This window comes from Thermoanaerobaculia bacterium (genome assembly GCA_035717485.1).
GTDB lineage: Bacteria > Acidobacteriota > Thermoanaerobaculia > UBA5066 > DATFVB01 > DATFVB01.
In genome coordinates this window covers 1-26749 of the sequence record DASTIQ010000039.1, presented here as the reverse complement: position 1 = coordinate 26749, position 26749 = coordinate 1, and the positions used below count along the sequence as shown (strand labels likewise).

Annotated in this window: 26 protein-coding genes and 1 tRNA gene; 15 read left to right on the top strand and 12 right to left on the bottom strand. The window is 70.1% G+C overall.

From position 1 onward, the window contains the following. Position 1 precedes the first annotated feature (1 nt). The 4 genes from VFS34_02065 to VFS34_02050 all read right to left on the bottom strand — a co-directional run bounded on the left by VFS34_02065 (position 2) and on the right by VFS34_02050 (position 3393). Positions 2-1360, bottom strand: coding sequence for a replication-associated recombination protein A (locus VFS34_02065; GenBank protein ID HET9793219.1), 1359 nt, complete (start codon positions 1358-1360; stop codon positions 2-4). Positions 1361-1554: 194 nt separating this feature from the next. After that, on the bottom strand, positions 1555-2145 hold the full coding sequence (locus VFS34_02060; protein ID HET9793218.1) for a tetratricopeptide repeat protein: 591 nt from the start codon (positions 2143-2145) through the stop codon (positions 1555-1557). Further along, complete coding sequence (locus VFS34_02055) at positions 2142-2855, bottom strand: hypothetical protein (protein HET9793217.1); 714 nt, start codon at positions 2853-2855, stop codon at positions 2142-2144. Before VFS34_02055 ends, VFS34_02060 begins: the two co-directional genes overlap by 4 nt. Positions 2856-2886: 31 nt before the next feature. Then, a complete protein-coding gene (locus VFS34_02050; protein ID HET9793216.1) occupies positions 2887-3393 on the bottom strand; it encodes a CarD family transcriptional regulator in 507 nt (168 codons plus the stop codon). A gap of 106 nt (positions 3394-3499) precedes the next feature. Here VFS34_02050 and VFS34_02045 point away from each other — a divergent pair. Beyond that, positions 3500-3586: transfer RNA gene (locus VFS34_02045), tRNA-Leu, on the top strand. Here VFS34_02045 and VFS34_02040 read toward each other — a convergent pair. Together VFS34_02040 and VFS34_02035 are read right to left on the bottom strand one after the other, a co-directional pair. Further along, on the bottom strand, positions 3587-4210 hold the full coding sequence (locus tag VFS34_02040) for an enoyl-CoA hydratase/isomerase family protein (GenBank protein HET9793215.1): 624 nt from the start codon (positions 4208-4210) through the stop codon (positions 3587-3589). 25 nt (positions 4211-4235) lie between these two features. After that, positions 4236-4640 (bottom strand): cobalamin B12-binding domain-containing protein, encoded by a 405-nt coding sequence (locus tag VFS34_02035; protein ID HET9793214.1) that lies wholly within the window; start codon positions 4638-4640, stop codon positions 4236-4238. Positions 4641-4676: 36 nt separating this feature from the next. Between VFS34_02035 and tilS the strand changes: the two genes are divergently transcribed. From tilS to glmM, 7 genes are all read left to right on the top strand, one after another. Continuing rightward, positions 4677-5648: a tRNA lysidine(34) synthetase TilS gene (tilS, locus tag VFS34_02030; GenBank protein ID HET9793213.1), complete on the top strand. Its 972-nt coding sequence runs from the start codon at positions 4677-4679 to the stop codon at positions 5646-5648. A gap of 9 nt (positions 5649-5657) precedes the next feature. After that, entirely contained in the window at positions 5658-6209 is a 552-nt protein-coding gene (locus tag VFS34_02025) for a phosphoribosyltransferase family protein (GenBank protein HET9793212.1), read from the top strand. 99 nt (positions 6210-6308) lie between these two features. Beyond that, entirely contained in the window at positions 6309-8222 is a 1914-nt protein-coding gene (gene ftsH, locus VFS34_02020; protein ID HET9793211.1) for an ATP-dependent zinc metalloprotease FtsH, read from the top strand. Between the two features lie 84 nt (positions 8223-8306). Next, positions 8307-9257 (top strand): dihydropteroate synthase, encoded by a 951-nt coding sequence (gene folP / locus VFS34_02015; GenBank protein ID HET9793210.1) that lies wholly within the window; start codon positions 8307-8309, stop codon positions 9255-9257. 9 nt (positions 9258-9266) lie between these two features. Then, positions 9267-10070 (top strand): diadenylate cyclase CdaA, encoded by an 804-nt coding sequence (gene cdaA / locus VFS34_02010; GenBank protein ID HET9793209.1) that lies wholly within the window; start codon positions 9267-9269, stop codon positions 10068-10070. Continuing rightward, positions 10067-10714, top strand: coding sequence for a CdaR family protein (locus tag VFS34_02005; protein HET9793208.1), 648 nt, complete (start codon positions 10067-10069; stop codon positions 10712-10714). The genes cdaA and VFS34_02005 overlap by 4 nt, the downstream gene beginning before the upstream one ends. After that, entirely contained in the window at positions 10711-12024 is a 1314-nt protein-coding gene (gene glmM / locus VFS34_02000) for a phosphoglucosamine mutase (GenBank protein HET9793207.1), read from the top strand. The genes VFS34_02005 and glmM overlap by 4 nt, the downstream gene beginning before the upstream one ends. A 46-nt stretch (positions 12025-12070) precedes the next feature. Here glmM and VFS34_01995 read toward each other — a convergent pair whose 3' ends face one another. The 3 genes from VFS34_01995 to ligA are packed head-to-tail and all read right to left on the bottom strand — an operon-like array spanning position 12071 to position 15686. After that, the gene (locus VFS34_01995; GenBank protein HET9793206.1) at positions 12071-12286 is read right to left on the bottom strand and encodes a hypothetical protein; all 216 of its coding nucleotides are present in this window, start codon (positions 12284-12286) and stop codon (positions 12071-12073) included. Between the two features lie 2 nt (positions 12287-12288). Beyond that, positions 12289-13698 (bottom strand): sigma-54 dependent transcriptional regulator, encoded by a 1410-nt coding sequence (locus VFS34_01990; protein HET9793205.1) that lies wholly within the window; start codon positions 13696-13698, stop codon positions 12289-12291. Beyond that, positions 13695-15686 carry an NAD-dependent DNA ligase LigA gene (ligA, locus tag VFS34_01985; protein ID HET9793204.1) on the bottom strand — a complete coding sequence of 664 codons (1992 nt, stop codon included), beginning with the start codon at positions 15684-15686 and terminating at the stop codon, positions 13695-13697. Before ligA ends, VFS34_01990 begins: the two co-directional genes overlap by 4 nt. A 52-nt stretch (positions 15687-15738) precedes the next feature. On the opposite strand from ligA, the gene VFS34_01980 reads away from it, so the two are divergent. Genes VFS34_01980 through VFS34_01970 form a run of 3 tightly spaced genes read left to right on the top strand, consistent with a single transcriptional unit; the run spans position 15739 to position 19336 of the window. Further along, positions 15739-17718: a M1 family metallopeptidase gene (locus VFS34_01980; GenBank protein ID HET9793203.1), complete on the top strand. Its 1980-nt coding sequence runs from the start codon at positions 15739-15741 to the stop codon at positions 17716-17718. After that, the gene (locus tag VFS34_01975; protein HET9793202.1) at positions 17715-18671 is read left to right on the top strand and encodes a hypothetical protein; all 957 of its coding nucleotides are present in this window, start codon (positions 17715-17717) and stop codon (positions 18669-18671) included. The genes VFS34_01980 and VFS34_01975 overlap by 4 nt, the downstream gene beginning before the upstream one ends. Next, positions 18668-19336, top strand: a complete 669-nt coding sequence (locus VFS34_01970) for a response regulator (protein ID HET9793201.1) — start codon at positions 18668-18670, stop codon at positions 19334-19336. Before VFS34_01975 ends, VFS34_01970 begins: the two co-directional genes overlap by 4 nt. A 4-nt stretch (positions 19337-19340) precedes the next feature. On the opposite strand, the gene VFS34_01965 is transcribed toward VFS34_01970, so the two are convergent. Further along, entirely contained in the window at positions 19341-19781 is a 441-nt protein-coding gene (locus tag VFS34_01965; GenBank protein HET9793200.1) for a cytidine/deoxycytidylate deaminase family protein, read from the bottom strand. A 26-nt stretch (positions 19782-19807) separates the two neighbouring features. On the opposite strand from VFS34_01965, the gene VFS34_01960 reads away from it, so the two are divergent. Genes VFS34_01960 through VFS34_01950 form a run of 3 tightly spaced genes read left to right on the top strand, consistent with a single transcriptional unit; the run spans position 19808 to position 22586 of the window. Then, on the top strand, positions 19808-21034 hold the full coding sequence (locus VFS34_01960) for a beta-ketoacyl-[acyl-carrier-protein] synthase family protein (protein HET9793199.1): 1227 nt from the start codon (positions 19808-19810) through the stop codon (positions 21032-21034). Continuing rightward, positions 21031-22125, top strand: a complete 1095-nt coding sequence (locus VFS34_01955) for a beta-ketoacyl synthase N-terminal-like domain-containing protein (GenBank protein HET9793198.1) — start codon at positions 21031-21033, stop codon at positions 22123-22125. Before VFS34_01960 ends, VFS34_01955 begins: the two co-directional genes overlap by 4 nt. Then, on the top strand, positions 22122-22586 hold the full coding sequence (locus VFS34_01950) for an acyl-CoA thioesterase (protein HET9793197.1): 465 nt from the start codon (positions 22122-22124) through the stop codon (positions 22584-22586). Before VFS34_01955 ends, VFS34_01950 begins: the two co-directional genes overlap by 4 nt. A gap of 12 nt (positions 22587-22598) precedes the next feature. On the opposite strand, the gene VFS34_01945 is transcribed toward VFS34_01950, so the two are convergent. Both VFS34_01945 and VFS34_01940 read right to left on the bottom strand, forming a co-directional pair. Then, entirely contained in the window at positions 22599-23909 is a 1311-nt protein-coding gene (locus VFS34_01945) for a HAMP domain-containing sensor histidine kinase (GenBank protein HET9793196.1), read from the bottom strand. A gap of 112 nt (positions 23910-24021) precedes the next feature. After that, the gene (locus tag VFS34_01940; GenBank protein ID HET9793195.1) at positions 24022-25836 is read right to left on the bottom strand and encodes a sigma 54-interacting transcriptional regulator; all 1815 of its coding nucleotides are present in this window, start codon (positions 25834-25836) and stop codon (positions 24022-24024) included. 223 nt (positions 25837-26059) lie between these two features. Here VFS34_01940 and VFS34_01935 point away from each other — a divergent pair. After that, positions 26060-26749 (top strand): AAA family ATPase (locus tag VFS34_01935; protein HET9793194.1); only part of this gene is annotated, 690 nt, incomplete at its 3' end.

Below are 26749 nucleotides of genomic sequence, written 5' to 3'. Positions count from 1 at the left end.
ATCACTTCCCGCGCTCCGCGGCGCGCCGGCGGATCTCCCGGATCGCGGCGAGCCGGCCGGCGATCCCCCGCTCCTCTCCCGTGTCCTTCGGCTCGTAATACCGGCGGCCTCGCAGCGACTCGGGAAGACATTCGATCCCCCCCACCCCCTCGGGCTCGTCGTGCGCGTAGCGGTATCCCTTGCCGTACCCGACGTCCTTCATCAGCTTCGTCACGGCGTTCCGGATCACCGGCGGAACCGGCTCCTGCGGGAATTCCTCGATGTCCGAGCGCGCCTGCTTCTCGGCGACGTACAGGGCGTTCGACTTGGGAGCCAGCGCGCAGTACGCCGCGGCCTCGACGAGCGCGAGCACGCCTTCCGGGTTCCCGAGGAAGTCGAACGCCTCCTTCGCGTCGAGCGCGACGCGCAGGGCGCGGGGGTCCGCGAGCCCGACGTCCTCGGACGCGAACCGCACGATCCGCCGCGCGAGATAGAGCGGCTCCTCGCCCGCTTCGATCATGCGGAGGAGCCAGTAGATCGACGCGTCGACGTCGGAGTCGCGCATCGACTTGTGGAGCGCCGAGATCAGGTTGTAGTGCTCTTCTCCGGACTTGTCGTAGAGGAGCACCTTCTTCCGCGAGATCTCGCGCAGCCGCTCGAGGGTGATCGTCCGGTCCTCGGCCGAACGGACGTCGGAAGCCGCGGCTTCGAGGAGATTCAGCGCCCGTCTCGCATCTCCGCCCGCGAATCGAGAGGCGAACGCCACGGCGTCGTCGGTCAGCCCGATCCCGAGGCGCCCCAGACCGCGGTCCGGGTCGGCGGCCGCCCGGCGCAGGATCCGGGCGACCGCGTCGACCGACAACGGCTCGAAGACGATCGTCTCGCAGCGCGAAAGGAGGGCTCCGTTCAGCTCGAACGAAGGGTTCTCCGTCGTCGCGCCGATCAGCGTGACGTCGCCGGCTTCGACGTACGGGAGGAAGACGTCCTGCTGCGCCCGATTGAAGCGGTGAATCTCGTCGAGGAAGAGAATCGTCCTCTGGCCGGCCGCGCCGCGGAGCCGCCTGGCGCCGTCCAGGATCTCGCGCATCTCCTTCACGCCGCTCGCGACGGCCGAAGCCGACACGAAGCGGGACCGGGTACGCGCGGCGATCAGACGGGCGACGGTCGTCTTGCCCACGCCCGGCGGCCCCCAGAAGATCATCGACGGGACCCGGTCCTCCTCGATCGCGCGGCGCAGGAAGCTGTCGGCACCGATCAGGGCCTCGGCGCCCTCGATCTCGTCGAGAGAGGCGGGACGCATCCGCTCCGCGAGCGGCGCGGAAGCGGATAGATTCGCCGACGCCTTCGGAGCCGGCTCGTCGCCGAACAGCGTGTCACTCACGAAAGAAACGATAGCAGAGCGTCATGGCGCTCCGTTGTCCCGCGGTGCCGATCGAGGAAACGATCAGGCGCGTCGAGACGTGTCGGAAGGTGAGCCCCGGCGGGACCGGGCGGCGGGCGCGGCGTACCGGGGAGTACGTTGAGCCCGCCGCCGGTCCCGACGGGCTCGCATAACGGCGCGTATCGGCGCGCCTGCTAACTTTTTGAGGCGCGGAGCTCCGAGATGCGCAACTGCAGATCGTTCAGCCGCGGAATCTCCGGGTGCTCCTTCTTGAGGCGGTCGAACGCCGCCTGGGCCTTGGCCGCGTCTTTCAGGTCGAAGACGTAGACGAGAGTCATGTTCAGGAGCGACTGGGAGTGCGACGGCTGGATCTGTTGCGCCTTCTGGTACATCTCGAGCGCCTTGTCGAACTTCCCGAGATTCCGGTAGCACGACCCGAGATCCGTGATCATGTTCGGATCGCCCGGCTTCGTCGGAAGCACCTTCTCGTACGCTTCCGCCGCGCCCTTCCAGTCGCTCGCATCGTAGAGGGCGTTGGCGAGCTGGAGGTTCAGATCCGGGTTGCCCGGGTCGCGCGCGACGGCCTCCCGGGCCTCCTTCACGTGCGCCGCGATCTCCGTGGAGGAGGGCGTCAGGGCCGCGTCGGTTCCCGTCCCCGAGGGCGCCGCCGCCGGCGGCGCGCTCGCGGGCGCGGGGGCGTGGCCGCCGCCGGTCGCCACGAAATAGCCGAGGATGAATCCCGCGAGGAGTCCGCAGACGGTGAACAGAAAATTGTCGCGCGTCATGGTTCCTCCTCCGTCTCGGGCTTCTTGGCGGCCGTCCAGGTGCCGGACGTGGGTCCCGCGTTGTTCAATTCCGTCCCCTCCCAGGTTCCGGTGACGCTGACCCCGTCGGGCATCAGCCTGCCGAAATAGACGGCGAGGAATCCGAGGCGGGAGTCGATCCGATCGAACTTCACGCGATCGCCGACGAAAGTCCCCCGGACCGAGCCCGTGAACCCTCCCTGCAGCGAATAGTTTCCCGTCACGATCGTTCCGTCCAGGGACAGGTGGAGGTCTCCCTCCTGCGCGCCGGGATCGATCCGGATGCTCCAGTCGCCCGAGAGCGGGTCCTCGCGCTCCGCCCGCCCGCCCGCCGCCTCCCGCTCGAGATCGCCGACGCGCTCGCGCAGCAGCCGGATCCGCTCGAGGGAAAGGCGCTGGTCGAACGCCGCGGCGTCCACCGACGCCAGCGCCCGGGAAAACGCGTCCGAAGCGGCCGCGAGAGCGGCGTCGCTCCGTCCCGCGGCCTCGGCCAGCCCGCGGGATGCGGTGGAAAGATCGTTCAGCGCCGAATCGAGGCGCCGGGAGAGGTCGGCGAGCCGCCGGGTCTCGCCCGAGAGCGTCCGGCGCTCGATCGCGAGGAGCGACTTCAGTCCGTCGTTTTTCGCGGCGCCGGAGAGGGCCCCGGACATGGTCAGGGCGGCGAGCCAGACCGCGATTCGTCGTCCTGCCACGCCGCCCGTTCCGACCGTCCGCGCGAGAGGATCAGCTCGCCAGGGACTTCTGCATCGACCGGGCGAGCGCCCGATCCACTCGACGCGCGACTTCCTCCTCGCTCGCGCCGTCGATCACGGCGATTTCCGAAACGATGAGGTATTTCGCGCGCTCGTACATCTTCTTCTCCCGGAACGACAGCGCCTTCTTCTGCATGACGTGGTTCAACGCCTTGAGGACCTCGGCGATGTCCTGGAGCCGGCCGCTCCGCATCTTGTCGAGATTCTGCTTGTATCGCCCCTTCCAGTCCGCGAGCGGTGAAACCCGCCCGTTGGCGAGCGTCCGGAGGAGAGAATTCACTTCCTTGCGGATCGTGAGCCGGCGCAACCCGATCAGTTCGCTGTTCTCGATCGGAACCATCACCTTGGAATTGTTCGAAATCAGCCGGAGGTGAAGATACGTGTTCCGAAGCCCGGCGATCTCCGATTCGCGGATCTGCTCGACGATCGAGACCCCGTGGTTCGGGTAGACAATCTTTTCGCCAACTCGAAAGCCCAAAGTCGCCCTCCTTCGTAGAGCTCGCCATTCTAGCTCAAAGAGATAGCCGCGTCAATTCGGCGCGCTTGACTCCCTCGGGAAGGGGGGCCGATAATCCCCGGCCTTCGCCGGAGTGGTGAAACTGGTAGACGCAGGGGACTCAAAATCCCCCGCCCGCAAGGGCATGTCGGTTCGATTCCGACCTCCGGCACCATCAGCGAAGCCATTGACAGCAATGGCCTTGGGCGGCAATTACCGCCGCTGCGCGGACCCGCTCCCGGAGCTCTCCGGATGGCGTCACTTCGTCGACGAGTCCCAGCCGGAGGGCGCCGCCCGCGTCGAAGACCTCTCCCGAGCGGAAGAGCCGCCGGGCCCGGGCCGTCCCGATTCGGCGGGGGGCGTCCACGGTCCCTCCCCAGCCCGTCACGATCCCCAGGCGCGGCCCCGGGTGCGCAAACCGCGCCCGGTCGCTCGCGATCCGGATGTCGCACGCCATCGCCAGATCGAGCGCTCCCCCGAAACACGCGCCATCGATCTCGGCGATCGTGGTGCAGGCGGCCCGGGCGACGCGCGAGAGCGCTTCCTGCCCCGTCCGCGCGTACAGGTAGCCTTCCGCCGCCGAAAGGGCGCGAATCGCGCGGAGGTCCGCCCCCGCCGCGAAGATTCCCGGTGTCGAGGAGGCGACGATTGCGGCCGAGGCTCCCGTTTCCGCCTGACGCTCGATCCCGGCGGCGAGATCCTCCAGGATTTCCGGGGAGAGAGTCGGCGTCTCCCGGCCGGTGTCCAGGACGAAACGCGCGACGGCGCCTTCGCGGGATACCCGCCACGATCCGCTCATGGCCTCCGCGGGGTCGGGGTCCCCCCTACGCCCGTTCGCGCTGTCCGATCTCCTCCTGGATGAACGCGATGATGTCGCGGGTCGAGGATCCCGGAAGGAAGATCTTCCGGACGCCCCGCGCGACGAGGGCCTCGATGTCCTTGTCGGGGATGATCCCCCCGACGAAGACGGGGATATCGGCTCCTCCGCGCGCCGCGAGCTCGTCGATCACCTCCGGGACGAGGACGTTGTGCGCCCCCGAAAGGATCGAGATGCCGACGCAGTCGACGTCCTCCTGGATCGCGGCGGCCGCGATCTGCGCGGGGGTCTGGCGGAGCCCGGTGTAGATCACCTCCATCCCCGCGTCCCGGAGCGCCCGGGCGACGACCTTCGCGCCCCGGTCATGGCCGTCGAGACCGGGCTTCGCGATCAGGATGCGGAGCGGATCCATGCGGCGGCGATTATACGCGACGGATACAATCCGGTCGTGCGGTCCGACGCGCCCGAACCGGCCGTTTCGCGCGCTTTCGAGGCCGGCGATCTCCCGCGGGCGGGCGTGGTCCTGGCCGCGGTCTCGGGCGGACCGGACTCGATGGCGCTCCTCGCGGCGCTCGCCGCCGTCGCGCCCGCTCACACGACCGTGGTCGTCGCCGCCCACGTCGACCACGGCTGGCGCGGCGAGCGGTCGCGCCGGGACGCGGAGTTCGTCGCGCGATGGTGCGCCCGGCAGCATCTCGAGTTCCTCTCCGAGCGGCTCCCCTCTCCTCCGCGGGGACGGTCGCGCGAGGAGGCCGCGCGCGACCTCCGGTACCGCGCTCTCGCGGCGATGCGCGAGCGCGTCGGCGCCTCCGTCGTCGCGACCGGCCACACCCGCGACGACGCGGCGGAGACCGTGCTCCTCGCGCTCCTTCGGGGCCGGCCTCTCGCCGGGATCGCCGGCATCCGGAGGCGGCGGGAGGACGGGGTCGTCCGGCCGCTCCTCGACGTTTCGCGCCCCTCGATCATGCGGTATCTGCGCGATCGCCGGATCCCGTACCGCCGGGACGCCACCAACGACGATCCGTCGTTCGATCGAAACTGGGTGCGGAGGAGGGTCGTCCCTCTCCTCGAGCGGCGATTCGGCGACGCCGTCACCGCCAACCTCGCCGCGTCGGCCGAGGCGCTCTCCCGGGACCGGGAATGGATGGAAGAGCTGTTCGCCCGCGACGTCCTCCCGAAGCTGGGCGACGACGATTCGGTTCGCGCCGAAGCCGCTCTCCTCGCGGCTCTTCCGGCGGCCGCCCTCCGGAGGGCGCTCCTCGCGATGGCCCACCGGGCCGCGGCCCGGCCGCTCTCGCGCGCCGAGCTGCTCGCGCTCGAGAAACTCGCCCGCTCGGGCGCGCCGTTCCGCTTCCAGGCGGGCCGATGCGTCGATTTCCGGAGCCGGGGCGGCGTCGTGACCGCCCGGCGGACGATGTAGAATCCGGCGGTGGTTTCCACGCAACCGACGTTGACTCTGCGCCATTCGGAGGCGGAAATCGCCGCGCGCGTGTCCGAGATCGCCCGGCGGATCTCCCGCGACTACGAGGACCGCCCTCTCGTCCTCCTCGCTCTCCTGAAGGGGTCCGCCTTCTTCCTCGCCGACCTCTGCCGCCGGATCGAGAGGCCCCACGGATTCGAGTTCATCAGCGTCACGCGCCGGGACATCGAAGGGAAGGAATCCGTCGAAATCGATTTCGCGACACCCCTGTCGCTCGCCGGCAAGGAGGTCGTCGTCCTGAAGGACGTCGTCAACACCGGCGTGATCGAGACGTATTTAATGAATCAACTGCGCGCCGACGATCCCGCCTCGATCCGTTTCGCGGCGATCGTCGACCGGCCGCACGAGAGACGCTCGTCGATCCTCGTCGACTACGTGCTGTTCAACTCGACCGATCGGAATCACCTCGTGGGATACGGCATGGAGCTCGCCGGCCGATATGGCCATTTGCCGCACATCGCCTCGGTTTCTCCCGCTCCGACGGGCGAAATCGGGCAATAAAAGCCGGCATCCTTCCGTTATGCTTGTCCAGGCGGGCGTCCGTGTGCGCCGCCGGCGCCGGACCTCGGAACGATCGCCCATCCGGCAAGGAGTGACCACTTGAATTCGACCGTGAAAAATTTCCTCCTCTGGATGGTGATCCTCGTGGTCATCATCCTCGCCTGGAACGTGTTCCGCGGGGGCGCGCCCGGCACCCGCGAGCTCACCTTCTCCGATTTCCTCGATTCGGTCCACACCGAGAAGGTGGACGAGGTCACGATCCGCGGCCAGGAGATCCACGGGATCCTCAAGGGGGGCGCCGGCGCCCGGCCGGTCGAGTTCAAGACGTACGCGCCGAACTATCCGGACCTCGTGAAGGAACTGCGGCAGTCGAACGTGAAGATCAAGGCGGACGAGCCGAAAGACTCGACCCTGACCGCGATGCTCCTCTCCTGGGCGCCGTTGATCGTCCTGATCGTCATCTGGGTCGTCATCATGCGGCAGATGCAGATGGGGGGGAACAAGGCGCTTTCGTTCGGGAAGTCGCGAGCGAAGCTCCTCACGCCGAATCAGAAGAAGGTCACGTTCAAGGACGTCGCCGGATGCGACGAGGCGAAGGTCGAGCTGCAGGAGATCATCGAGTTCCTGAAGGACCCCGGAAAATTCCAGAAGCTCGGCGGGAAGATCCCGAAGGGCGTGCTCCTGATGGGGTCGCCCGGCACCGGAAAGACCCTCCTCGCCAAGGCGATCGCCGGCGAGGCGAACGTGCCGTTCTTCTCGATCTCCGGCTCCGACTTCGTCGAGATGTTCGTCGGCGTCGGCGCCTCGCGCGTGCGGGACCTCTTCGAACAGGGGAAGAAGAACGCCCCGTGCATCATCTTCATCGACGAAATCGACGCCGTCGGACGCCACCGGGGAGCGGGACTGGGCGGCGGGCACGACGAGCGCGAGCAGACCCTGAACGCGCTGCTCGTCGAGATGGACGGATTCGAGACCAGCGAAGGCGTCATCATGATCGCGGCCACGAACCGCCCCGACGTGCTCGATCCGGCCCTCCTGCGCCCCGGCCGCTTCGACCGCCGGGTCGTCGTCGACCGGCCGGACCTGAAGGGACGGGAGGCGATCCTCAAGGTCCACACGCGCCAGATCCCTCTTTCCGAGAACGTGGATCTCGCGGTGATCGCGCGCGGCACGCCGGGCTTCTCCGGCGCGGATCTCGCGAATCTCGTCAACGAGGCGGCGCTGATGGCGGCGCGTTTCGACAAGAAGAAGGTCGAGATGACCGACTTCGAATTCGCCAAGGACAAGGTGCTGATGGGGCCGGAGCGCAAGACGCTCATCATGAGCGAGGCGGAAAAGAGGAACACCGCGTACCACGAGGGGGGCCACGCGCTGGTCGCGGCTCTCCTTCCCGACGCCGATCCGCTCCACAAGGTGACGATCATTCCGCGCGGCCGCGCGCTCGGCCTCACGATGCAGCTCCCGACGGAGGACAAATACTCCTACACGAAGGAATTCCTCGACGCGACCATCACCGTGATGATGGGAGGCCGCATCGCGGAAGAGGTCTTCATCGGACACATGACGACGGGCGCCGGCAACGACTTCGAGAAGGCGACCGAGATGGCGCACAAGATGGTCTGCGAGTGGGGCATGAGCGGCATGGGCCCGCTCACGTTCGGCAAGCCCGACCAGGAGATCTTCCTCGGCCGCGACCTCGGCCGGAGGGCGGATTATTCGGAAGCGACCGCGATCCAGATCGACAACGAGGTCAAGCGCATCGTCACGAGCGCCTACGAGCGCGGGCGCAAGCTCATCGACGAGAACCAGAAGGCGATGCACCGGATCGCCAAGACCCTCCTCGAGAAGGAGGTCCTCGACGGCGAGGAGATCCTCGCGATCATCGCCGAGGAGAGCGGCACCGACATCTCGAAGCTCCGCAAGACCGGACCGCCGAAGCCGCCGCCCGTGGCTCCTCCGGGAGCGCCGGCGACCGCGGGGGCGCCGGGCGGGCTGGTGCCCGAACCCGCCTAGGGAACGCCCGACGACGGGTTTCGCGATACCCCGCCCCCTCCCACCGAGCGCCCGTCTCGGCGGGACCTCCGCGATAATCGGCGCGTGGAGTGGCGCGACGTCCTCGATGGCCGGGTTCTGCCCGTCCTCATGGGCATCGTCAACGTGACGCCCGATTCGTTCTCGGACGGCGGCCTTTTCCTCGCACCGGACGCCGCCGTCGATCACGGTCTTCGGCTGGCCGAGGAGGGGGCGGCCATCCTCGACGTCGGCGGCGAATCGACGCGGCCGCCGGTCTACGGGGCTGCCCGGGAGGTTTCCGGGGACGAAGAGATCCGGCGCGTGGTCCCGGTGGTCGAGGCGCTCCGGCGAGGGACGGCGGTGCCGGTTTCCGTCGACACGCGGAAAGCGCGGGTCGCCCGGGCCGCGCTTTCCGCGGGCGCGTCCATCCTCAACGACGTCACGGCTCTCCGCCACGACCCGGAATCCGCCGCCGTCGCGGCCGACGCCGGCGCCGCCGTCGTTCTGATGCACATGCGGGGAACCGATCCGCGCACGATGCAGAACGATCTCTTCTATTCCGCGCCGATCGAGGAGATCGCGGTCCACCTCTCCGACGCGGCGGCGCGCGCGCGGGCGGCCGGCATCCCGGACGAGCGGATCGCCCTCGATCCCGGTCTCGGATTCGGCAAGAGCGCCGCCCACAATCTGCTCCTCGTCGCGCGCCTCGCGCGGTTCTCCGAGCCGGGCTTCCCGGTCGTCGTCGGTGCGTCGCGCAAGGGCTTCACGGCGCGGTACTCCGGCGTTCCTCGGGAGGCTCCCCCGCGGCTCCGGCTCGCCGGATCGCTCGCCTGCGCGGCCGCGGCCGCCGAACGCGGCGCGTCGGTCCTCCGCGTCCACGACGTCGGCGCGACGGCCCGGTTTCTCGCCGCTCTCCGGGCGGGCAGTCCGGGCTCCGACGCGGCCGCCGAGGCCGGCGCGTCGCGGGAGGCGTACGCCGCGATGGAGGCGGCGATCGCCGCGTCCGCGGCGGAGGATCGCGACGATGCGGGCTAGAATCGGGCGATGATCCCGACGGTGACCTCGCGGGTCGGAATGCTGTCGCGGCTCCACTTCACGTGGCGCGATGCGATCGAGATCGTCGTCGTGGCCGTCATCATCTACAACCTCCTCCTTCTGATCCGCGGCACCCGCGCCGTCCAGATGATCCTGGGCCTCCTCGCGATCCTGGCGGTCTACTGGCTCGCGCTCCTGCTGAAGCTCCCGACGCTCCGGGGCGTGCTGAAGGAAGTCCTCTTCTACCTGCCGTTCGCGGTGATCGTGCTCTTCGCCGCCGACATCCGCCGCGCGCTGCAGCAGTTCGGCCGCAATCCCCTCGTCGCGTTCTTCAATGCGCCGCAGACGGAGGACCTCGTCACCGACGTGGTCCTCGCGGCGACGTCGCTCGCCGCCAAGCGGATCGGCGCCCTGATCGTCCTGGAGCGCCGCGACGGACTGAAGACGTACATCGAAAACGGCGTTCGGCTCGACGCCGCGGTCTCGTACGAGCTCCTCGTCAACCTCTTCGTGCCGGGAACGCCGCTCCACGACGGCGCGGTGATCGTCGCGAATCACCGGATCGCGTCCGCCTCCTCGTTCCTCCCGCTGACCCAGCGGACCGGCCTTCCGAAGGAGTACGGCACCCGGCACCGCGCGGCCATCGGGATCTCGGAGGAGACCGACGCCCTGACGATCGTCGTCTCCGAGGAGCGGGGCACGATCGGACTCGCGCGCGACGGCCGGCTCACGGACGGGCTCGACGGTAAAGCGCTTCGGGAGATCCTGTCGCACCTCGCTTCGGGCGGCGCGCCGGAGGGGTCGATCGCGTGAAGCGGCGGTTGTTCGAAAACCTCGGCTGGAAGCTCCTCGCGCTGGCGCTCGCCGGGTTCCTCTGGTTCTCCCTCTCCGGGCAGCGCCGCCAGCGCATCTCCGAGCGCGGCTACGTGATTCCCCTGACGGTCGTGAACGTCCCGGCGAACATGGTGATCGCCTCGCCGGTTCCGGACACCGTCGACGTCCGCCTGCGCGGCCCCTTCGACGCGATCCGGATCGCCGACCCCGCGAAGATGGAGGCGGTGATGGATTTCTCGGACGCGCCCGGAGGCGAACGCATCTACAAGCTCGGCGGCGACGACATCAACGCCCCCGAGGATCTCGAGGTCGTGTCGATCTCTCCGCCGACCGTCCGCGTGCGGCTCGAGCGGCTCGCGCAGAAGCAGGTCCGGATCGCCGCCCGGTTCAGCGGCGGCGACGCGTCGAGGTTCGCGGCCCGCGTCGACCCTCCGAGCGCGCGCATCGCCGGCCCGGAGAGCGAGGTCGCCCGCACCGACGCCGTTCCGACCGACCCCATCTCGCTCGCGGGCCGGAGCGGGGACTTCACCGCCTCGGCGACGCTCGCGGCGGAGCCGAACATCCGCATCCTCGAGCCGAAGGGAGTCGTCGCGGTGCACGTGCGCTGGAAATCCGGCCCGTGAAGCTGTTCGGCACCGACGGCATCCGCGCGGAGGCCGGGAAATTTCCCCTCGACGCCGCGACGGTCTATCGGATCGGGCGCGTTCTCGGGCGGCTCGTCGGAGCACGGACGGCCCGCGGCGTCGTCGGCGGCGACACCCGGCGGTCGACCCCGGAGATCCTCGCGGCGATCGCCCGCGGGCTCGCGGCCGAGGGCGTCGCGCTCGAAAACGCCGGCGTGGTACCGACTCCCGCGGTGGCCGACCTCGTGCGGGAGCGCGGCGCGGCCTTCGGAGTCGCCATCTCCGCGTCGCACAATCCGTGGCGCGACAACGGCATCAAGATCTTCGCCGCGGACGGACGCAAGCTCCCCGACGCGCAGGAGGCGGCGATCGAGCGGGCGCTCCCCTCGGAAACCGGGCTCCCCGGGGACGAGCCCGTCCCCGCGGTCGATCCCGCGCTGGCGGAGGCCTACCGGCGGCACGTCGGCGCCGCGGCCGGCGACCTGGGGGGACTCCCGGTGCTCCTCGACTGCGCCCACGGCGCGGCGTTCGAGGTCGCGCCGGCGATCTTCCGCGACGCGGGCGCCTCCGTCGAGGTCCGGGGGGCGTCTCCCGACGGCACGAACATCAACGAGGGATGCGGCGCGATGCACCCGGAGGCGCTCTCCTCGCTCGCCGCGTCGGGGCGGTACCGGCTCGCCGCGGCGTTCGACGGCGACGCGGACCGGCTCGTCCTCGCCGACGAGACCGGGCGCGTGCTCGACGGAGACGACGTCCTCTGGATCCTCGCGCGCGATCTCCATCGCCGGGGCGAGCTCGTCCCGCCGGTCGTCGTCGGAACGGTCATGACGAACATCGGCCTCGAGCAGGCCCTCTCCACGATCGGCGCCGCCCTCGTCCGGACGCCGGTCGGCGATCGGCACGTCGTCCGCGTGATGCAGGAGCGCGGCGCGGCGCTCGGCGGGGAGTCGTCCGGGCACATCATCCAGAGCGCGCTCTCGACGACCGGGGACGGAATCCTGGGCGCCCTCTCGGTCGCCGCCCTCGTCGTCGGCGGGACGCCGCTCTCCGCGCTGGCCGACCTCCGCAAGGCGCCGCAGGTGCTCCGGAATCTGCGGGTGGGCCGCCGCGTGCCCCTCGACGACGTCGTCGTCCTCGCCCGCGCGGTCGAGGAGGCGGAGCGGGAGCTCGACGGGCGCGGCCGGGTCCTGCTGCGCTATTCCGGGACCGAGCCGCTCCTGCGCGTCATGGTCGAGGGGCCGGACCGGGCGGGCGTCGAGGCGATCGCCGAGCGGCTGTGCCGGGTGGCGGAGGCGGAGCTGAAGGCGTAGCGCGCCGGTCCCGTTGCCGCCGCGCGGTCGATCCGCGCCAGGGCGGCTATCTCTCGATTTCGCCGACGGTGGCGAACTCCTCCTCCGGCTCGTTGAACACCAGGCCGGTCTGGAGGATCGGCGCGAGAACGGTGTGGCGGCGCCCCGAGAACTCCATGTGCAGCTCGTAGTAGCCGTGCTCCGAGACCGACACGAGCGTCGCGGGCTTGTTCTTGATCTCCATGATCGGAGCGAACACGATCACCCGGGCGGGAAGGTCCATTTCTACGCCTCCTCGCGCTTTTCGTCGTCGTCCGGGAATTCGCGCGCCGCGCCTTCGGCGCGGTATTCCTTGAGTTTTCTCTGAAGGGTGCGGAGCCCGATGTCGAGCAGGCGCGCCGCTTCGCCGCGCCGTCCGTGCGTCTGGCGGAGCGCGGCGAAGATCGCGTCCCGCTCGATCTCGGCCATGGGGCGCACGGCCGCGACCGGCGGCGCGTCCGGCCGCCCGGGCGCCGCGGAGGCGGCCGGCCGCAGCACGTCGTCGGGCAGATCCGCGACGTCGATGCGCGGAGAATCTCCGAAGAGCACGAGGTTTTCGAGGACGTTCTTGAGCTCGCGGATGTTGCCCGGCCAGGGCGCCTGCTGCAGCGCCTTCAGGGCGGCCAGGGAGAGCTCGCGCTTGGCGCGCCCGTGCTCCTCGGCGAACAGGTCGAGATAGTGCCGCACGGGGAGCGGCAGGTCCTCCGGCCGGTCGCGCAGCGCCGGGATCTCGAGCGTCACGACCTTGAGGCGGAAGTAGAGATCGCTGCGGAACCGGCCCGCCTGCACTTCGCGCTCGAGCTTCCGGTTCGTCGCCGCGATGAGACGGAAATCGACGTCGATGAGCTCCGTCCCCCCCACCCTCATGATGCGATGGTCCTCGAGGACCCGAAGGAGCTTCACCTGCAGCTCGGGAGACAGCTCCGAGATCTCGTCGAGGAAGAGCGTCCCCCCCTGCGCGAGCTCGATCTTTCCGATCTTGCGGGCGAGCGCTCCCGTGAAGGCGCCCTTCTCGTGGCCGAAGAGCTCCGACTCGAGGATGTCGCGCGGGATCGCGCCGCAGTTGATCGGAACGAAGCGGCGCGCGCGCCGGGGCGAGTTCTGGTGGAGCGCGTTGGCGACGAGCTCCTTCCCGGTGCCCGATTCGCCCACGACCAGCACCGTCGTCTTCGTCGGCGCGACCGTCCGCATCCGGTCGAAGAGGCGTTCCATCGACTCGGAGTGCCCGATGATCCGCTCGAATCCGTATCTCTTGTCGAGCCGTTCCTGGAGCTGCACGACCTCGCTCTCGAGCCGCTTGCGCTCCCGGCAGATCGTGACCCGCTTCCGGAGCCGGTCGCGATCGACCGGCTTCTCGAGATAGTCGTCCGATTCGGCGAGCACTCTCTCCGCGATCGACGAGTACGCGGTCACGAGGATCACCGCGACGTCGAGCTTGCGCCGGCGCACCTCCTGGAGGAACGCCGCCCCGTCCATCCCGGGCATCACGACGTCGCAGACCGCCACCGAGACTTCGGGGTGCTCGGCGATGTGCTCGAGCGCCCGGGCGGCGTCGTCGAACTCGACGACCGGGCCGAGCGAATGGAGCGTCTCCGCCATCGCGCGGCGCGATCCCGGGTCGTCGTCGATGATCGCGACGGCGGTCGCGGCGCTCACGACTCGCCCATCTCGCGAAGGGCCTCGTCCCAGGTCAGGACGCGGACGCCCAGAGACCGCGCGCGATCGAGTTTCGATCCGGCCTCCTCGCCCGCGACGACGAAATCGGTCTTCCGGGACACGGAGCCCGCGACCTTCGCTCCCGCCCGCTCGAGCCGGGACGCCGCGGCGTCCCGGGCCACGCCCGGAATCGTTCCGGTGAGGACGACCGTCTTGCCGGAGAGCGGCCCCCCGGCCTCCTCCGCCGGACCGGCTTCCTCGCCCGAGACGCCGTGCGCGAGGAGGCGCGCGACGAGGGACGCGTTCGAAGGGCGATCGAACCAGCTCCGGACGGCGGACGCGGTGTTCGGACCGATCTCGGGGACCTCCATCAGGGCGTCGGCGCCGGCCGCCGCGAGCGCCCCGATCGACCGGAACCGGCGGGCGAGCAGGCGTGCCGCCTTCTCGCCGACGTGGCGGATGCCGAGCGCGAAGAGGAGCCGCGAGAGGCCGCTCTCCTTGCTCCGCTCGATCTGCGCCATGAGGTTCGCGGCCGACTTCTCGCCGAACCGCTCGAGGGACGCGAGGCGCCCGGCGTCGAGATCGTAGATCGAGGCCGCGTCCGTCAGCATCTCCTCGTCGAAGAGCTTTTCGACGAGCTTGTCGCCGAGGCCTTCGATGTCCATCGCCTTGCGTCCGGCGAAGTGGCGCACCGCCTCGCGGACCTGCGCGGGACACGAGGCGTTGACGCAGCGCGTCGCGACCTCTCCTTCCTCGCGCAGCACCGCCTCCCCGCACACCGGACAGCGGTCGGGCATGGCGAACGGCGCCGAACGTTCGGGGCGGCGGTCGAGGAGAGCGCGCGTGACCTTCGGGATGACGTCCCCTCCCTTTTCGACCGCGACCGTGTCCCCGACGCGGACGTCCTTCCGGGAGAGGTCCTCGTAGTTGTGGAGGGTCGCGCGCTGGACGACCGTGCCGCCGATCCGCACCGGATCGAGGTGCGCGACGGGAGTGAGCACGCCCGTGCGCCCGACCTGGACGCCGATCGCGCGCACGACGGTGAACGCCTCTTCGGGCGGATACTTGAAGGCGACCGCCCATCGCGGAGACTTCGCCGTCTGTCCGAGCTTCCTCTGCACCGCCCGGGAGTCCACCTTGACGACGACCCCGTCGGTCTCGAAATCCAGCTTCCGACGCTTCTCGCGCCATTCCTCGATGAAGGCGGCGACTTCCTCGAAGCTCCCGCACTCCCGGAAGTGCGGGCTCACCGGGAACCCGAGCTCCGACAGCCGCGCGAGGACCTCGCCCTGGAACGCTTCCTCCTCCGGCTCGGCGATCTGGTACATCCAGGCATCGAGACCCCGCCGGCCCGTCTCCGCCGGATCGAGCAGCCGCATCGAGCCCGACGCGGCGTTCCTCGGGTTCGCGAAGATCGGCAGTCCGTCCTCCTCCCGGGCGCGGTTCAGCCGGTCGAACGCCGGGCGGGGGAAATAGACCTCGCCGCGGACCTCCAGCGGACGCGTTTCCGCGACCTTCGCGGGGATCGACCGGATCGCGCGCACGTTCGCCGTGACGTCCTCGCCGCGGAGCCCGTCTCCCCGCGTCGCGCCGCGCGCCAGCCGCCCCTTCTCGTAGCGAAGCGCGATCGAGAGGCCGTCGATCTTCAGCTCCGTGACGTAGCCGAACGGCTCGCCGGCGGCGAGCTTCCGGGCGCGCGCGTCCCATTCCGCGAGCTCGTCGAGCGAATACGCGTTGTCGAGGGAGAGCATCGGCGAGGCGTGCACGACCGCTTCGCCGGAGGGGGCCTGCCCGCCGACCCGCCGCGTCGGCGACTCGCCCGTTTCCAGCTCCGGGTGTTCTTCCTCGAGGCGGCGGAGCTCGCGGACCTGCCGGTCGTATTCCGCGTCGCTGATCTCGATCCGGCTTTCGCCGTAATACAACCGGTCATGTCGCTCGATCTCCGCGCGCAGCTCTTCGGCGCGCGCTCTGGCCCGGGCGAGGTCCATGGCCCGAAGTCTACCGCACGGTCCCGGCTCCGCCCGTGCTACAGTTTTTCCAATGCGATGGAAGAAGGCGGTCGTCGCGGCCGCCGCGGTCGCCGCCGCGGCGCGGGCGCGAAGCGCGCCGCTCGCCGACCCCGTCGCGTCGTACCGGATCGCGTGCCGCTACGACGCGGCGCGTAAACGGATCGAAGGGAGCGAACTCCTCGCCTGGAAGAACACGGGCGCGCGTCCGGCGACGTCGATCTTCCTGCATCTCTATCTGAACGCGTTCGAGAACAACCGGTCGAGCTACATGCGCGAACGCCGCCGAACCGGCGATCCCGTCCGCGTCGCTCCCGGCCAGTGGGGATCGATCGCGGTGTCCCGGATGACCTCGGGGGCGGGGGAAGACCTCCTTCCCGGTTTCCGGTTCGTCGCTCCCGACGACGGGAACGCCGACGACCGGACCGTCGCGCGGGTCGACCTCCCGACGCCGGTGGCGCCCGGGGAAACGGCGCGGTTCTCGATCGAGTTCGTTTCGCAGCTCCCGCGCGTCGTCGACCGGTCCGGCTACGCGGGCGATTTCGCCCTCGCCGGACAGTGGTTCCCGAAGATCGGCGTCCGCCAGGGGGATTCCTGGAACTGCCACCAGTACCACGCCTACTCCGAGTTCTTCGCCGACTTCGGCGACTACGACGTCTCGATCGACGTTCCGCGGGCTCTCAAGGGGAAAGTCGGCGGCACGGGCGGCCTGCTCGAGGAGCGGGAGGCGCCGGGCGACCGCGTGATCGAGCATTTCCACCAGGACTCGGTGCACGACTTCGCGTGGACCGCCGACCCCGCCTTCGACGTCGACACCGAGCGCGTCCGCGAGCCCGGACTCCCCGAGGTCTCGGTCACGCTCCTCTGCCAGCCGGAGCATGCCGCGCTCAAGCCGCGCTATTTCGCCGCCGCCCGCCGCGCGATCGCGCTGTTCGGAAAGCTCTACGGGCCGTATCCGTACGGCGTCCTGACGATGGTGGATCCGCCGGCCAGCGCGCGGGAGGCCTGGGGCATGGAGTACCCGACCTTGATCGCGTGCGGCGCCTCCGCGAGCACCCCGAAGAGCGCCTGGCAACGCTACGAGGCGCTGGAACCGACGGTCGCCCACGAATTCGCCCACCAGTACTTCTACGGAATGCTCGCCTCGAACGAATTCGAGGAGGCGTGGCTCGACGAAGGGTTCGCCCGATATTCCGAGGTTCGCTTCATGGCGGAGACCGTCGGGGACGCGCACCCGCTCGTCTCGGTCTTCGGGTTCCCGGTGCTCCTCCGGTCGGTCGCTCTCCATCCGCCGCTGGACACGCAGCTCCGCACCTTCGTCTCCGTCGGCCGGGATCCCCTGACCGCCTCCTGGAAGTTCGAGGACCATTCGACCTACGCGCTCGTCTACGGGAAGACCGCGCTCGCGCTCTCGACGCTCGAGCGCGAAATCGGGAGCGCGGCGATGGACCGGCTCCTGCGGGCCTACGTCGACGCGTACCGGTTCCGGCACCCGACGACGGAGGACTTCCTCGCCGTCGTCGGGCGGATCGCGGGGGGACGATGGCCGCCGATCCTCCGGCGGGCCCTCTTCTCGGCCGGATCGGTCGACTACGCGGTCGCGAGCGCCGCGACGCGCCCCGCGGAGCCGCCGGCCGGATGGATCGAGACGGCGGGGCGCTCCGCCGAGGCGATCCCGCCCCGGGAGAACCCTCCCCGGTCGTTCGAAACCGACGTGGTGATCGAGCGGCGCGGAGAGATCGCGTTTCCGGTCGACATCCGCCTCGAATTCGCGGGCAGGAAGTCCTGGGAAACGACCTGGGACGGAGAGGCGCGGTGGATGCGCCTCCACGTCGACTCCGGCCCGAAGCTCGTGAAGGCCCTCGTGGATCCGCGGGAAAAGATCCTCCTCGACCGCGACCGCAACAACGACGGATGGGTCGTCCGGGGAGACGCCGCGGCGGCGAACCTCTGGACGGCACGCGCCTTCTTCTGGACGGAGAACCTCCTCGATCTCTTCATGGAGCTCTGGTGAACGAGTTCGCACGGGGGCTCGCGATCTCGGTGCGGCGCCCCCACTTCGCGATCGCGATCTGGCTCGTGCAGGCGGGGCTCGCGGCGGTTCTCGCCCTCCCGATCTCGAACTTCCTCCACGCCGAGCTCAACCATTCGCCGGCCGCCGAAGCGATGATCGCCGCGCCGAACGCCCGCTGGTGGATCACCGAGCAGAGGACGCATCCGGAGCTCCTCGGAACGTTTCCCGAGAAGGGCCTCGCGCTCTTCTCCGAGGAGGGCTCCTCGGGCTTCGGCGCGTTCGACGGGGCCGCCGGCATCGGCGCCGGATTCCTCGGTCTCGGACTGCTCGCCGTCGTCCTCCACGCCTTCCTCCTGGGGGGGATCTTCGGAAGCCTCGCCAACCGGGGCGCCGATCTGACCGTCTTCGCCCGCGAGGGGGCGAGGAGACTCCCCGCCTTCCTCGTCGTGACGCTCGGCGCGGCGGGACTCGTCGCCGCTCTCTACCACTGGGTCTACTGGGCGTCCGGAAGGGCGCTCGCCGGGTTCTCGGCGAATCTGGCGACCGAGCAGTCCCTGCGCGCCGTCGTGCTCGTGCGGCTCGCCGCGCTCGTCGCCGTCGTGACGGTCGTCAAGGTCGCCGCCGACGCGATCCGGGTGGCGCTCGTCGAGCGGCCCGATCTCCCGCCGGTCACCCGGTATCTCGTCGGCGTCGGGTCCGCGCTCGGCCGGTTCGGGCGGATCCTCGCGACCCTCGCGCTCTGGGCCGCGGCGACCGCCGTCCTCTACGTCCTCTGGTCCCGTCTCAACGTCAGCTCGGCGGCGACGACGACCGGCGGCGTCGTGCTCCTCGTCGCCGCCCAGCAGGTCTTCATCTTCCTGCGGGCGATCCTGAAGGTGGGCTACTACGCCGGCATCCGCGAGACCATCCTCCGCCGCGCGGTTCCGACGCCGGCGCCGGAGCCCGCGGCGTGAAGACGATCCTCATCGCCGACGATCTTCCCGCGCACCTCGACCTCTTCGAGGTGATCCTCCAGCGCGCGGACTGCCGGCTCGTCCGGGCCGAGGACGGGATCGCCGCCCTGAGCCTCGCCCGGGAGGCGAACCCGGACCTGATCTATCTCGACATCGAGATGCCGGGGATGAACGGCGGCGAAATCTGCCGGGTCCTCAAGGCGGACCCGGCGCGGCGAAACGTCCCGGTCGTACTCGTGTCCTCTCACGGGCGGCGGGAATACGCGATGAAGTGCGGCGCGGACCAGTTCCTCGGGAAGCCGGTGGACGAACCCACCCTCCTCGAGACGCTCCAGGCCTTCCTCGCCCTGCAGGCGCGCGGGGAACGGCGCCTCACCGTCGACTGGCCCATCACGTTCTGGCGCGAGGGCTCGTCCCACTCCGGGAGGATGCTCGACGTCTCCCGCACCGGCTTCTTCGTGGAGTGCCGGCGCCCCCAGGCGATCGGATCGCGCCTGGCGGTCGCGTTCCCGCTCCCGGAAGCCGACGCCGGAGAGGAGCGGATGTTCGTCGGCGAGGCGATCGTGGTCCGCTGGGAGGCGGCTCCGCGTTCGGGGATGGGATGCCGGTTCTTTCGCACGACGGCCGCGGGGAGAGCGGCGCTGGAGCGCCAGCTCGCGGAGTAGGGCATCAGGCCGGAGACGGCTCCGGAGCGAGGGAGACGAGCTCGATGCCCGCGTCTTTCGCGATCTCGAGCGAGCGCGGGTCCCGGTAGAACTCCGCGTAGTAGATCCGCCGGATCCCGACCGTCGCGAGGAGCTTGAAACAGGGCCAGCACGGCGACGCCGTCGTGTAGAGCTCGCCTCCGGAGATCGCGACGCCGTTCTTCGCGGCCTGGAGGACCGCGTTCGCCTCCGCGTGCACCGTCGCGACGCAGTGCCCCTCCTCCATCATGCAGCCGACGTCCTCGCAGTGAGGGAGCCCGGGCAGCGACCCGTTGTACCCGGTCGAGAGGATCGTCCGGTCGCGGACGATCACCGCCCCGACGTGCTTGCGGGGACACGTCGAACGCGTCGCGGCCTGCCGGGCGATGTTCATGAAGTAGGTGTGCCAGTCGACGCGCGTCGTCATCGGATCTCTCGGTTATGATCGATCATATGTCGGATCGGCGCGTCGTCGTGACGGGACTGGGGGCCGTGACTGCGCTCGGCGGCACGGTCGACGCCACGTGGCGGGGGCTGCTGGCGGGCGAATGCGGCATCCGCCGTCTGACGCTCTTCGACCCGTCCGCCTACCGGACCACGACCGCGGCGCAGATCGACGAGATCCAGGACGGCTTCATCGACCCCGCGCGGCGGCGCCGCATGTCGCGCGCCGACCGGATCGGGATCGTCGCCGCGCGCGAGGCGATCGCGGCGTCCGGGATCGACCTCGGTCGCGAGGACCCGGCCCGCATCGGCGTGATCCTCGGCGGGGGCGTTTCCGGCCTCATGGATTCGGAGGCGAACTTCGAACGCATGCTCACGGGCCGCCGCGCCCGGCCGAGCGGCTTCCTCAACCACCAGCCGGACGCGATCACCGACCGGCTGGCCGAATTCTTCGGCCTCCGCGGAATCAAGTCGACGATCACGACCGCGTGTTCCTCCTCCGCCGTGTCGATGGGCTTCGCCTTCGACGCGATCCGCCAGGGGCTCGCCGACGTCGTGCTGACGGGAGGCTCGGACGTGCTCGCGCGCCTGACGTACGGCGGCTTCAATTCGCTCCGCTCCGTCGACCCCGACCCGTGCCGGCCGTTCGACCGCAACCGGAAGGGCCTGTCGATCGGCGAGGCGGCGGGCATTCTCGTCTTCGAGGAGGCGGAACGCGCCCGGCGCCGCGGCGCGACGATCCTCGCGGAATTCCGCGGGTACGGCGTCACCTCCGACGCGTACCACATGACGGCGCCCGAGCCGTCCGGCCGCGCGGGGGCGCGGACGATCGCGGCGGCGCTCGCCTCCGCGCACATGAATGCCGGCGACGTCGATTACGTCAACGCCCACGGCACCGCGACTCCCGCCAACGACTCGGCCGAGACCAACGCGATGAAGGCGGCGCTCGGCGAACGCGCGCGGGCCATTCCCGTTTCCTCGACCAAATCGATGATCGGGCACGCGCTCTGCGCGGCGGGCGGGATCGAAGGGGTGATCTCCGTCCTCGCGCTGCGCGACCAGGTCGCGCCACCGACGATCCATCTCGAGGAGCCCGATCCCGCTTGCGACCTCGACTACGTCACCGAAGGCGCCCGCCCCGTGCGCATTCGCGCCGTCCTTTCGAGCTCCTTCGCCTTCGGCGGAAACAGCGCGGTCGTGGCGTTCTCCTCCTTCGAGTCCGGTCGGGCCGCTTGACCGCCGTCGTCACCGGCACGGGCGCGGTGTCGAGCCTCGGCCGCGGCACCGACGAATTCCTCCGGCGGTTGAGGAGCGGCGAATCGGCCGTCCGGCCGATGACCCCGGAAGAGCGGGGAGACGGTCAGGCCGGCTGGGTCGCGCGCATCGACGGCTGGTCCCCTCAACCGGAGATCCCGGCGATGAAGGCGCGCCGGCTCGACCTCGGCTCCCAGTACGCCGTCGTCGCGAGCCTCGAAGCGGCGCGCGCGAGCGGTTTTCCGATCGGGGAGCGGCCCGAGCGGGTCGGAATCGCGCTCGGGACCGGGTCCGCGGGATCCGGCGCGCTCACGGAGTTCATCCGCGTGCTGCTCACGGAATCACCCGAAGCGGCCCCTCCGTTCCATTTCCCGAACACCATCGCCAACGCGCCGGCGTCGCAGGTGTCGCTCGAGCTGAAGTTTCTGGGACCCAACGTCACCATCACGCAGAAGGATCCTTCGGCGCTGAACGCCGCGATCTACGCCGCCGGATGCCTCGAGGACGGCCGCGCCGACGCGATGATCGCGGGGGGCGTCGACGAGTGGAACGTGTTCTACTCCTCGGCCATGGACCAGATGCGGGCGCTCCGCGGGCGGCGGCTCGCCTCGGGCATCGTCCAGGGCGAAGGGTGCTTCGTCCTGTTCCTGGAGCGCGAGGAGGTCGCCCGCGCCCGGGGGGCGCGACCGCTCGCGCGCTTCGCCGGCTACGCGTTCGCCGGGTCGCCCTGCCCGCCGTACGCCTACGCGGACGACGAGAACGCGGCCGCGACGGCGATCCGGGGGGCGCTCGACCGCGCCGGCGCGGACGCGGGCGCCGTCGATCTGGTCCTCCCGTCGATGAACGGCCGCCGGGAGCTCGACGCGATGGAGGAACGGGCGCTCGAGCGCCTGCTCGGACCGGGCAAGCGCCGGATCGAAGTGAAAAAGGCGATCGGAGAGATGGCGGCGGCGGGCGGGGCCCAGCTCGTCGCGGCCGCCCACGAGATCGCCGAAGGACGCGCCTCGACGGCGCTCGTCGACTCCTTCGGGGCGGGCGGAAACTTCCTTTCGGTCGTCCTGTCGCGCCCGTGAGCGTCCGCCGCGGCTCTCCTCCCCTGCGCGGATTCCGGCTGCGTCTTCCCGTGCGGTTCTCCGAATGCGACCTGTACGGCGTCGTCTGGCACGGCCGTTACGCGGTGTACCTCGAGGAGCTCCGCAACGCCGTCTGCGCGCGCTACGAGTGGAGCGTGCTGACCGCGCGCGACGCCGGGTACCTGATTCCGATCACACGGATGGAGATCGCCTATCACGCACCGGCGCGCTTCGGCGCCGTGCTCGAGATCGCGGGTCGGCTCCGGCCTCCGGACACCGCGCGGTTCGTCTTCGACTACGAGATCCGGCAGGCGGGAGGCGGGAGGCTGACGTCCGCCACGACCGAACAGGTCGTCACCCGCCTCGACGGCGAGCTCCTGGTCAAGCTCCCGGAGCGATTCCGCCGGCTCGCCGACGCGATCCTCGCCGATCAGGACGACGAGACGAAGACGGCGCTCTGATCCGCCGGGATCTCAGGCCGGGACCGGCGCTTCGCGCGGAAGCGTGAGCTCGACCGCCGTCCCCTCCCCTTCGCGCGAGCGGAGGACCAGCGTTCCGCCGTGCTCCTTCACGATCCGGCTCGCGACCATCAGGCCCAGACCGGTGCCCCCCTTCCGGGTCGTGCGGAAGAGCGCCGGGAGCTCGGCGAGGAGCGCCGGCGGAATCCCTTCGCCCGCGTCGCGGACCCGCAGGAGGATCGTTTCCCCGCCGCCGGATTCCGCTTCGAGGACGATCCGGCGGCGCTCGGGGGGAACCGCGGCGCTCGCTTCGACGCCGTTCCGGACGAGGTTCCAGACGACCTGGCGCATCTTGGCGGGGTCCCACCGGACCGCCGTCTCCGGGACGGCTCCGACGTCGACGGCGATTCCCTTCTGCCGCGCTTCGACGGCGGCGAGCGCGCAGGCTTCCCGCAGGAACGCCGGAAGGAACTGCTCTTCGACGCGAAGCGGCGTCGGGCGGGCATAGAGCAGGAAATCGGAGACGAGGCGGTCCAGCCGGCGGACCTCGGAGCGGGCGCCGGCGAACCGGGGTTCTTCCGCCGGAAACCGCTCCTCGAGGTTCTGGAGCGTCAGGCCGAGCGCGTGGAGCGGGTTCCGGATCTCGTGCGCGAGCCCCGCGGCGACCGTGCCGAGCTCCGACAGGCGCCGATCCTCGAGCCTCGCCTCCTCGAGCCGGCGGTTCCGCTCGAGCAGCCGCCAGACGAACACGTCGGTCGCCGCGAGCGCCGCGAGGGCGACGAGCGCGGCGAGCCCCGTCTTGCGGGCGAGATCGGCGCGCAGCGCCTCGAGCCGGCGGGCGACGGCATCCTTGGACACGCCGACGTGGAGGAATCCGATGTTCTCGATGGGAACCGCGATGTCGTAGTCCGACGACGTCTGCGTCGAACGCCGGCCCGTTCCGTCCGGCAGGTCGAGGGCGGGAGTCGGCGGCTCGTCGAAGAACGTCCGCCGCCCTTCCGCTCGTCCCTCGAAGAGCCGGCGCCCCTCGCGATCGGTCACCGTGATGTATTCGACCGTCCTCTTCTCCTGGAGCACCGAGTGGAGGTAGAGCTCCGTCGCCTTCGTCGTCTCCGAGACGCGGAGCGGCGGCGGGCTCCCGGCCGCGAGCTTCCGGGCGATCGATTCCGCGTCGGCGCGCGATTCGGCGAGAACGGTTTCCGTCAGCCTCGAAGAGAGCGAACGGAAGATGAGCAGCGCGAAGAGCCCGAGAACGAGGAGGAACAATCCGCCCGAAACGAGGGCGACGGCGAGGAGCCGTCGGGCGGAGCCGGCTTCGGCGGTCACGGGAGGATCATAGAGCGTTTGCCTTCCCGGCACGGACACCCGCCGGCGGGCGATCGTTCCTCGTGGACGTCACCGGCGCGCGGCGAGGCGCCGACGACGGCGCATCTCGATCCTACGCGGTGGCGCTGCGCTTGCGCTCGCGGCGCAGGTACCGATAATCCCGGATCGCGAACTCCGCCATCTTCGCGATCAGCGACCCCCGAGAGATGTTCAGGAGCTCGGCGCCCTTGCTCTGGTTCCCCTCGACCTTCCGCATCACGCGATCGATCACCTGGCGCTCGACCGACTCGACGATCTTCTTCAGGTCGTCCACCTCGTGGAGGACGAGCCCGGCTTCGGCCTCGCGGAATTTCGGGTCGAGGCGCTCGAGCCCGATCGGGTCGTCCGGGCCACAGACCGCGGCGAGGCGGACGACCTCGTTCTCGAGCTCGCGGGCGTTGCCGGGATAGCGATAGGTCAGCAGCGCGTTCAGAGCGTCGGGCTCGATCGGGCCGAGTCCCGAAGGCGCATGCCGCCGCGCGAAATGCTCGAAGAGGGCCGGGATGTCCTCGCGCCGCTCGGCGAGCGAAGGGAGCCGGACGGTGAGCACGGCGAGACGGAAGTAGAGGTCGCGCCGGAATCCGCCGCTCTCGACCGCCGGAAGGAGGTTCGTCGAGCTCGTCGCCATCCAGCGGATGCGGCCGCGGACCCCTTCCTCCCCCGCCATGGCGGCCATCGTGTCGAGGAGCCGCGACTGAGCCGCGGAGGGCAGATACCCCACTTCGTTGAGAACCAGCGTCCCGCCGAGCGCGTCCTCCAGCCGGCCGCCGTGCCGGCGATCTCCGCGGGTGCCCGCGCGGCCGAAGATCTCGTCCTCGAGCCGGTTCATCGAGGAACAGTCGACGACGACGTACGGCCCCGCCGCCGCGTCGCTCTGCCGATGGATCGCCGCCGCGATCAGGTCCTTGCCCGTTCCCACCTCGCCCGAGATCAACACGGGCGCGTTCGAGCGCGCGATCCGCGGCAGGTCGAGCATCAGCCGCCGCATCACGTCGGACGCCGCGACGATTTCCACTTCGCGGGGCGGTTCGATCGAGGCGGCCGGCGGCGCCGTCGCGGGTTCGCCCGCCGGTGCGTTCACCGACGACCAGGCGAGATCGGCGAGCTGGGCGACCTCTTCGACCAACCCCGCGGCGCGCGGGGGAAGACGGAGGGTCTCGCGCGCCGCGAAGACGACCTTCCGCTCGCCGCTCTTGCCGGGAGAGGCGAAGAGCGCGAGAGGACCCCGCTCCTCGTCGATCCGCACCGGCCCCATCGCGCGCCGGAGATCGTCGGCCGTGCGCGCCGGGAACTCGAAAGGCTCGTGGAAAGTCGAGGCGAGCCGACGGAAGGTGCCGTCCGGTTCGAGCATGCCGACCGCCCACTCCTCGGGCCCGAGCTCCTCCGAGAGGAACTTCGCGATCTCCCGCGCCGCGCGCTCGATTTCCGGTTCTCGCTTGAGCCGGCGGAACACGTCGAGCCGGAGCCCGCGGTATTCCGCTTCGGAGAAACCGGAGGGCGCGACGGTCGGGACGGCCGCGGTCTGGCGGCCGGCCGGGGGAACCTCCTCGACCTCGGCGGCGGTTTCGGTCTCCGCCACCGGCGTGATGCGACCCGCGGGGCGACCGTTCAGAAGCGTGACCGAAGCTTCGCCGATCGTGATCCGATCGCCGATCCCGAGCGGACCGCCCAGTGTTTCCTTCCCGTTCACGAAGACCGGTTCGACCCCGCGAAAAACGTCCAAAAAGTAACCGCCGTCTTTTTCGACAATCCGGGCATGCCGCCCCGAAACGCCCCTCGCCCGGACGACGACCTGGTTCCCCGACGACGCGCCGATCGTCACGAGCGGGCCGGTGACGCGTCGAACCTCCGCCTCGCCGGTCTTCTTTCGTACTTCCAGGCTCAACATTGTCGAATCCTTCCCTTGGGAACTTCGCGGGTAACGTGCAAGTCCACTGGCCGGGACTCCGGAAGCAGCTTTGCCTTTAAGAACACAAAGATAGAACACACTCCCCGAAAACGCAATTCCGCGACCGATCCGGACCCCGTCGGAGCACTGGGAATTGTGCGCCGCGTCCCGCCCCCCACAAGATGTAGTGGATTTTCCCGGAAACGTCTGTTACCCTCGCCCCATGTTCCATTTAGAACGTTTGGAGATCTCGGGCTTCAAGTCTTTCCATGAGACCTCCCAATTGACCTTTCCGGGGGCGATCACGGCGGTCATCGGCCCCAACGGCTGCGGAAAATCGAACATCTGCGACGCGGTCGCCTGGGCGCTCGGAGAGCAGAGCGCGCGGGTCCTGCGCGGCGAAAAGATGGACGACGTGATCTTCAACGGATCGGGGAAACGCCGGCCCCTCGGAATGGCCGAGGTGACGCTCACGCTCAAATCGCGCAACGGCGACTTTCCGGAAACGGACGGCCGCGTCGCGATCGGCCGCCGCGTGTATCGCGACGGCGAGGGGGAGTACTTCCTGAACGGCAAGCGCGTGCGGCTGAAGGACGTGCAGGACGTGATCTTCGGCACCGGGCTCGGCGTGCGCGCCTACTCGATCATCGAACAGGGCAAGATCGACCAGGTGCTCTCGTCGAAGCCGCAGGATCGGCGGAAGCTCATCGAAGAAGCGGCGGGGATCACGAAATACAAAGCGCGCAAACGCGCCGCCGAGCTGAAACTCGAGGAGACGCGGGCGAACCTCACGCGGCTGTCCGACATCGTGTCGGAAGTCGACCGAGCGTGCGCGTCGCTGAAGCGGCAGGCATCGAAGGCGGAGCGGTACAAGGAGCGGACCGGGCTCCTGCGCGAAAAGCGGCTGCTCCTC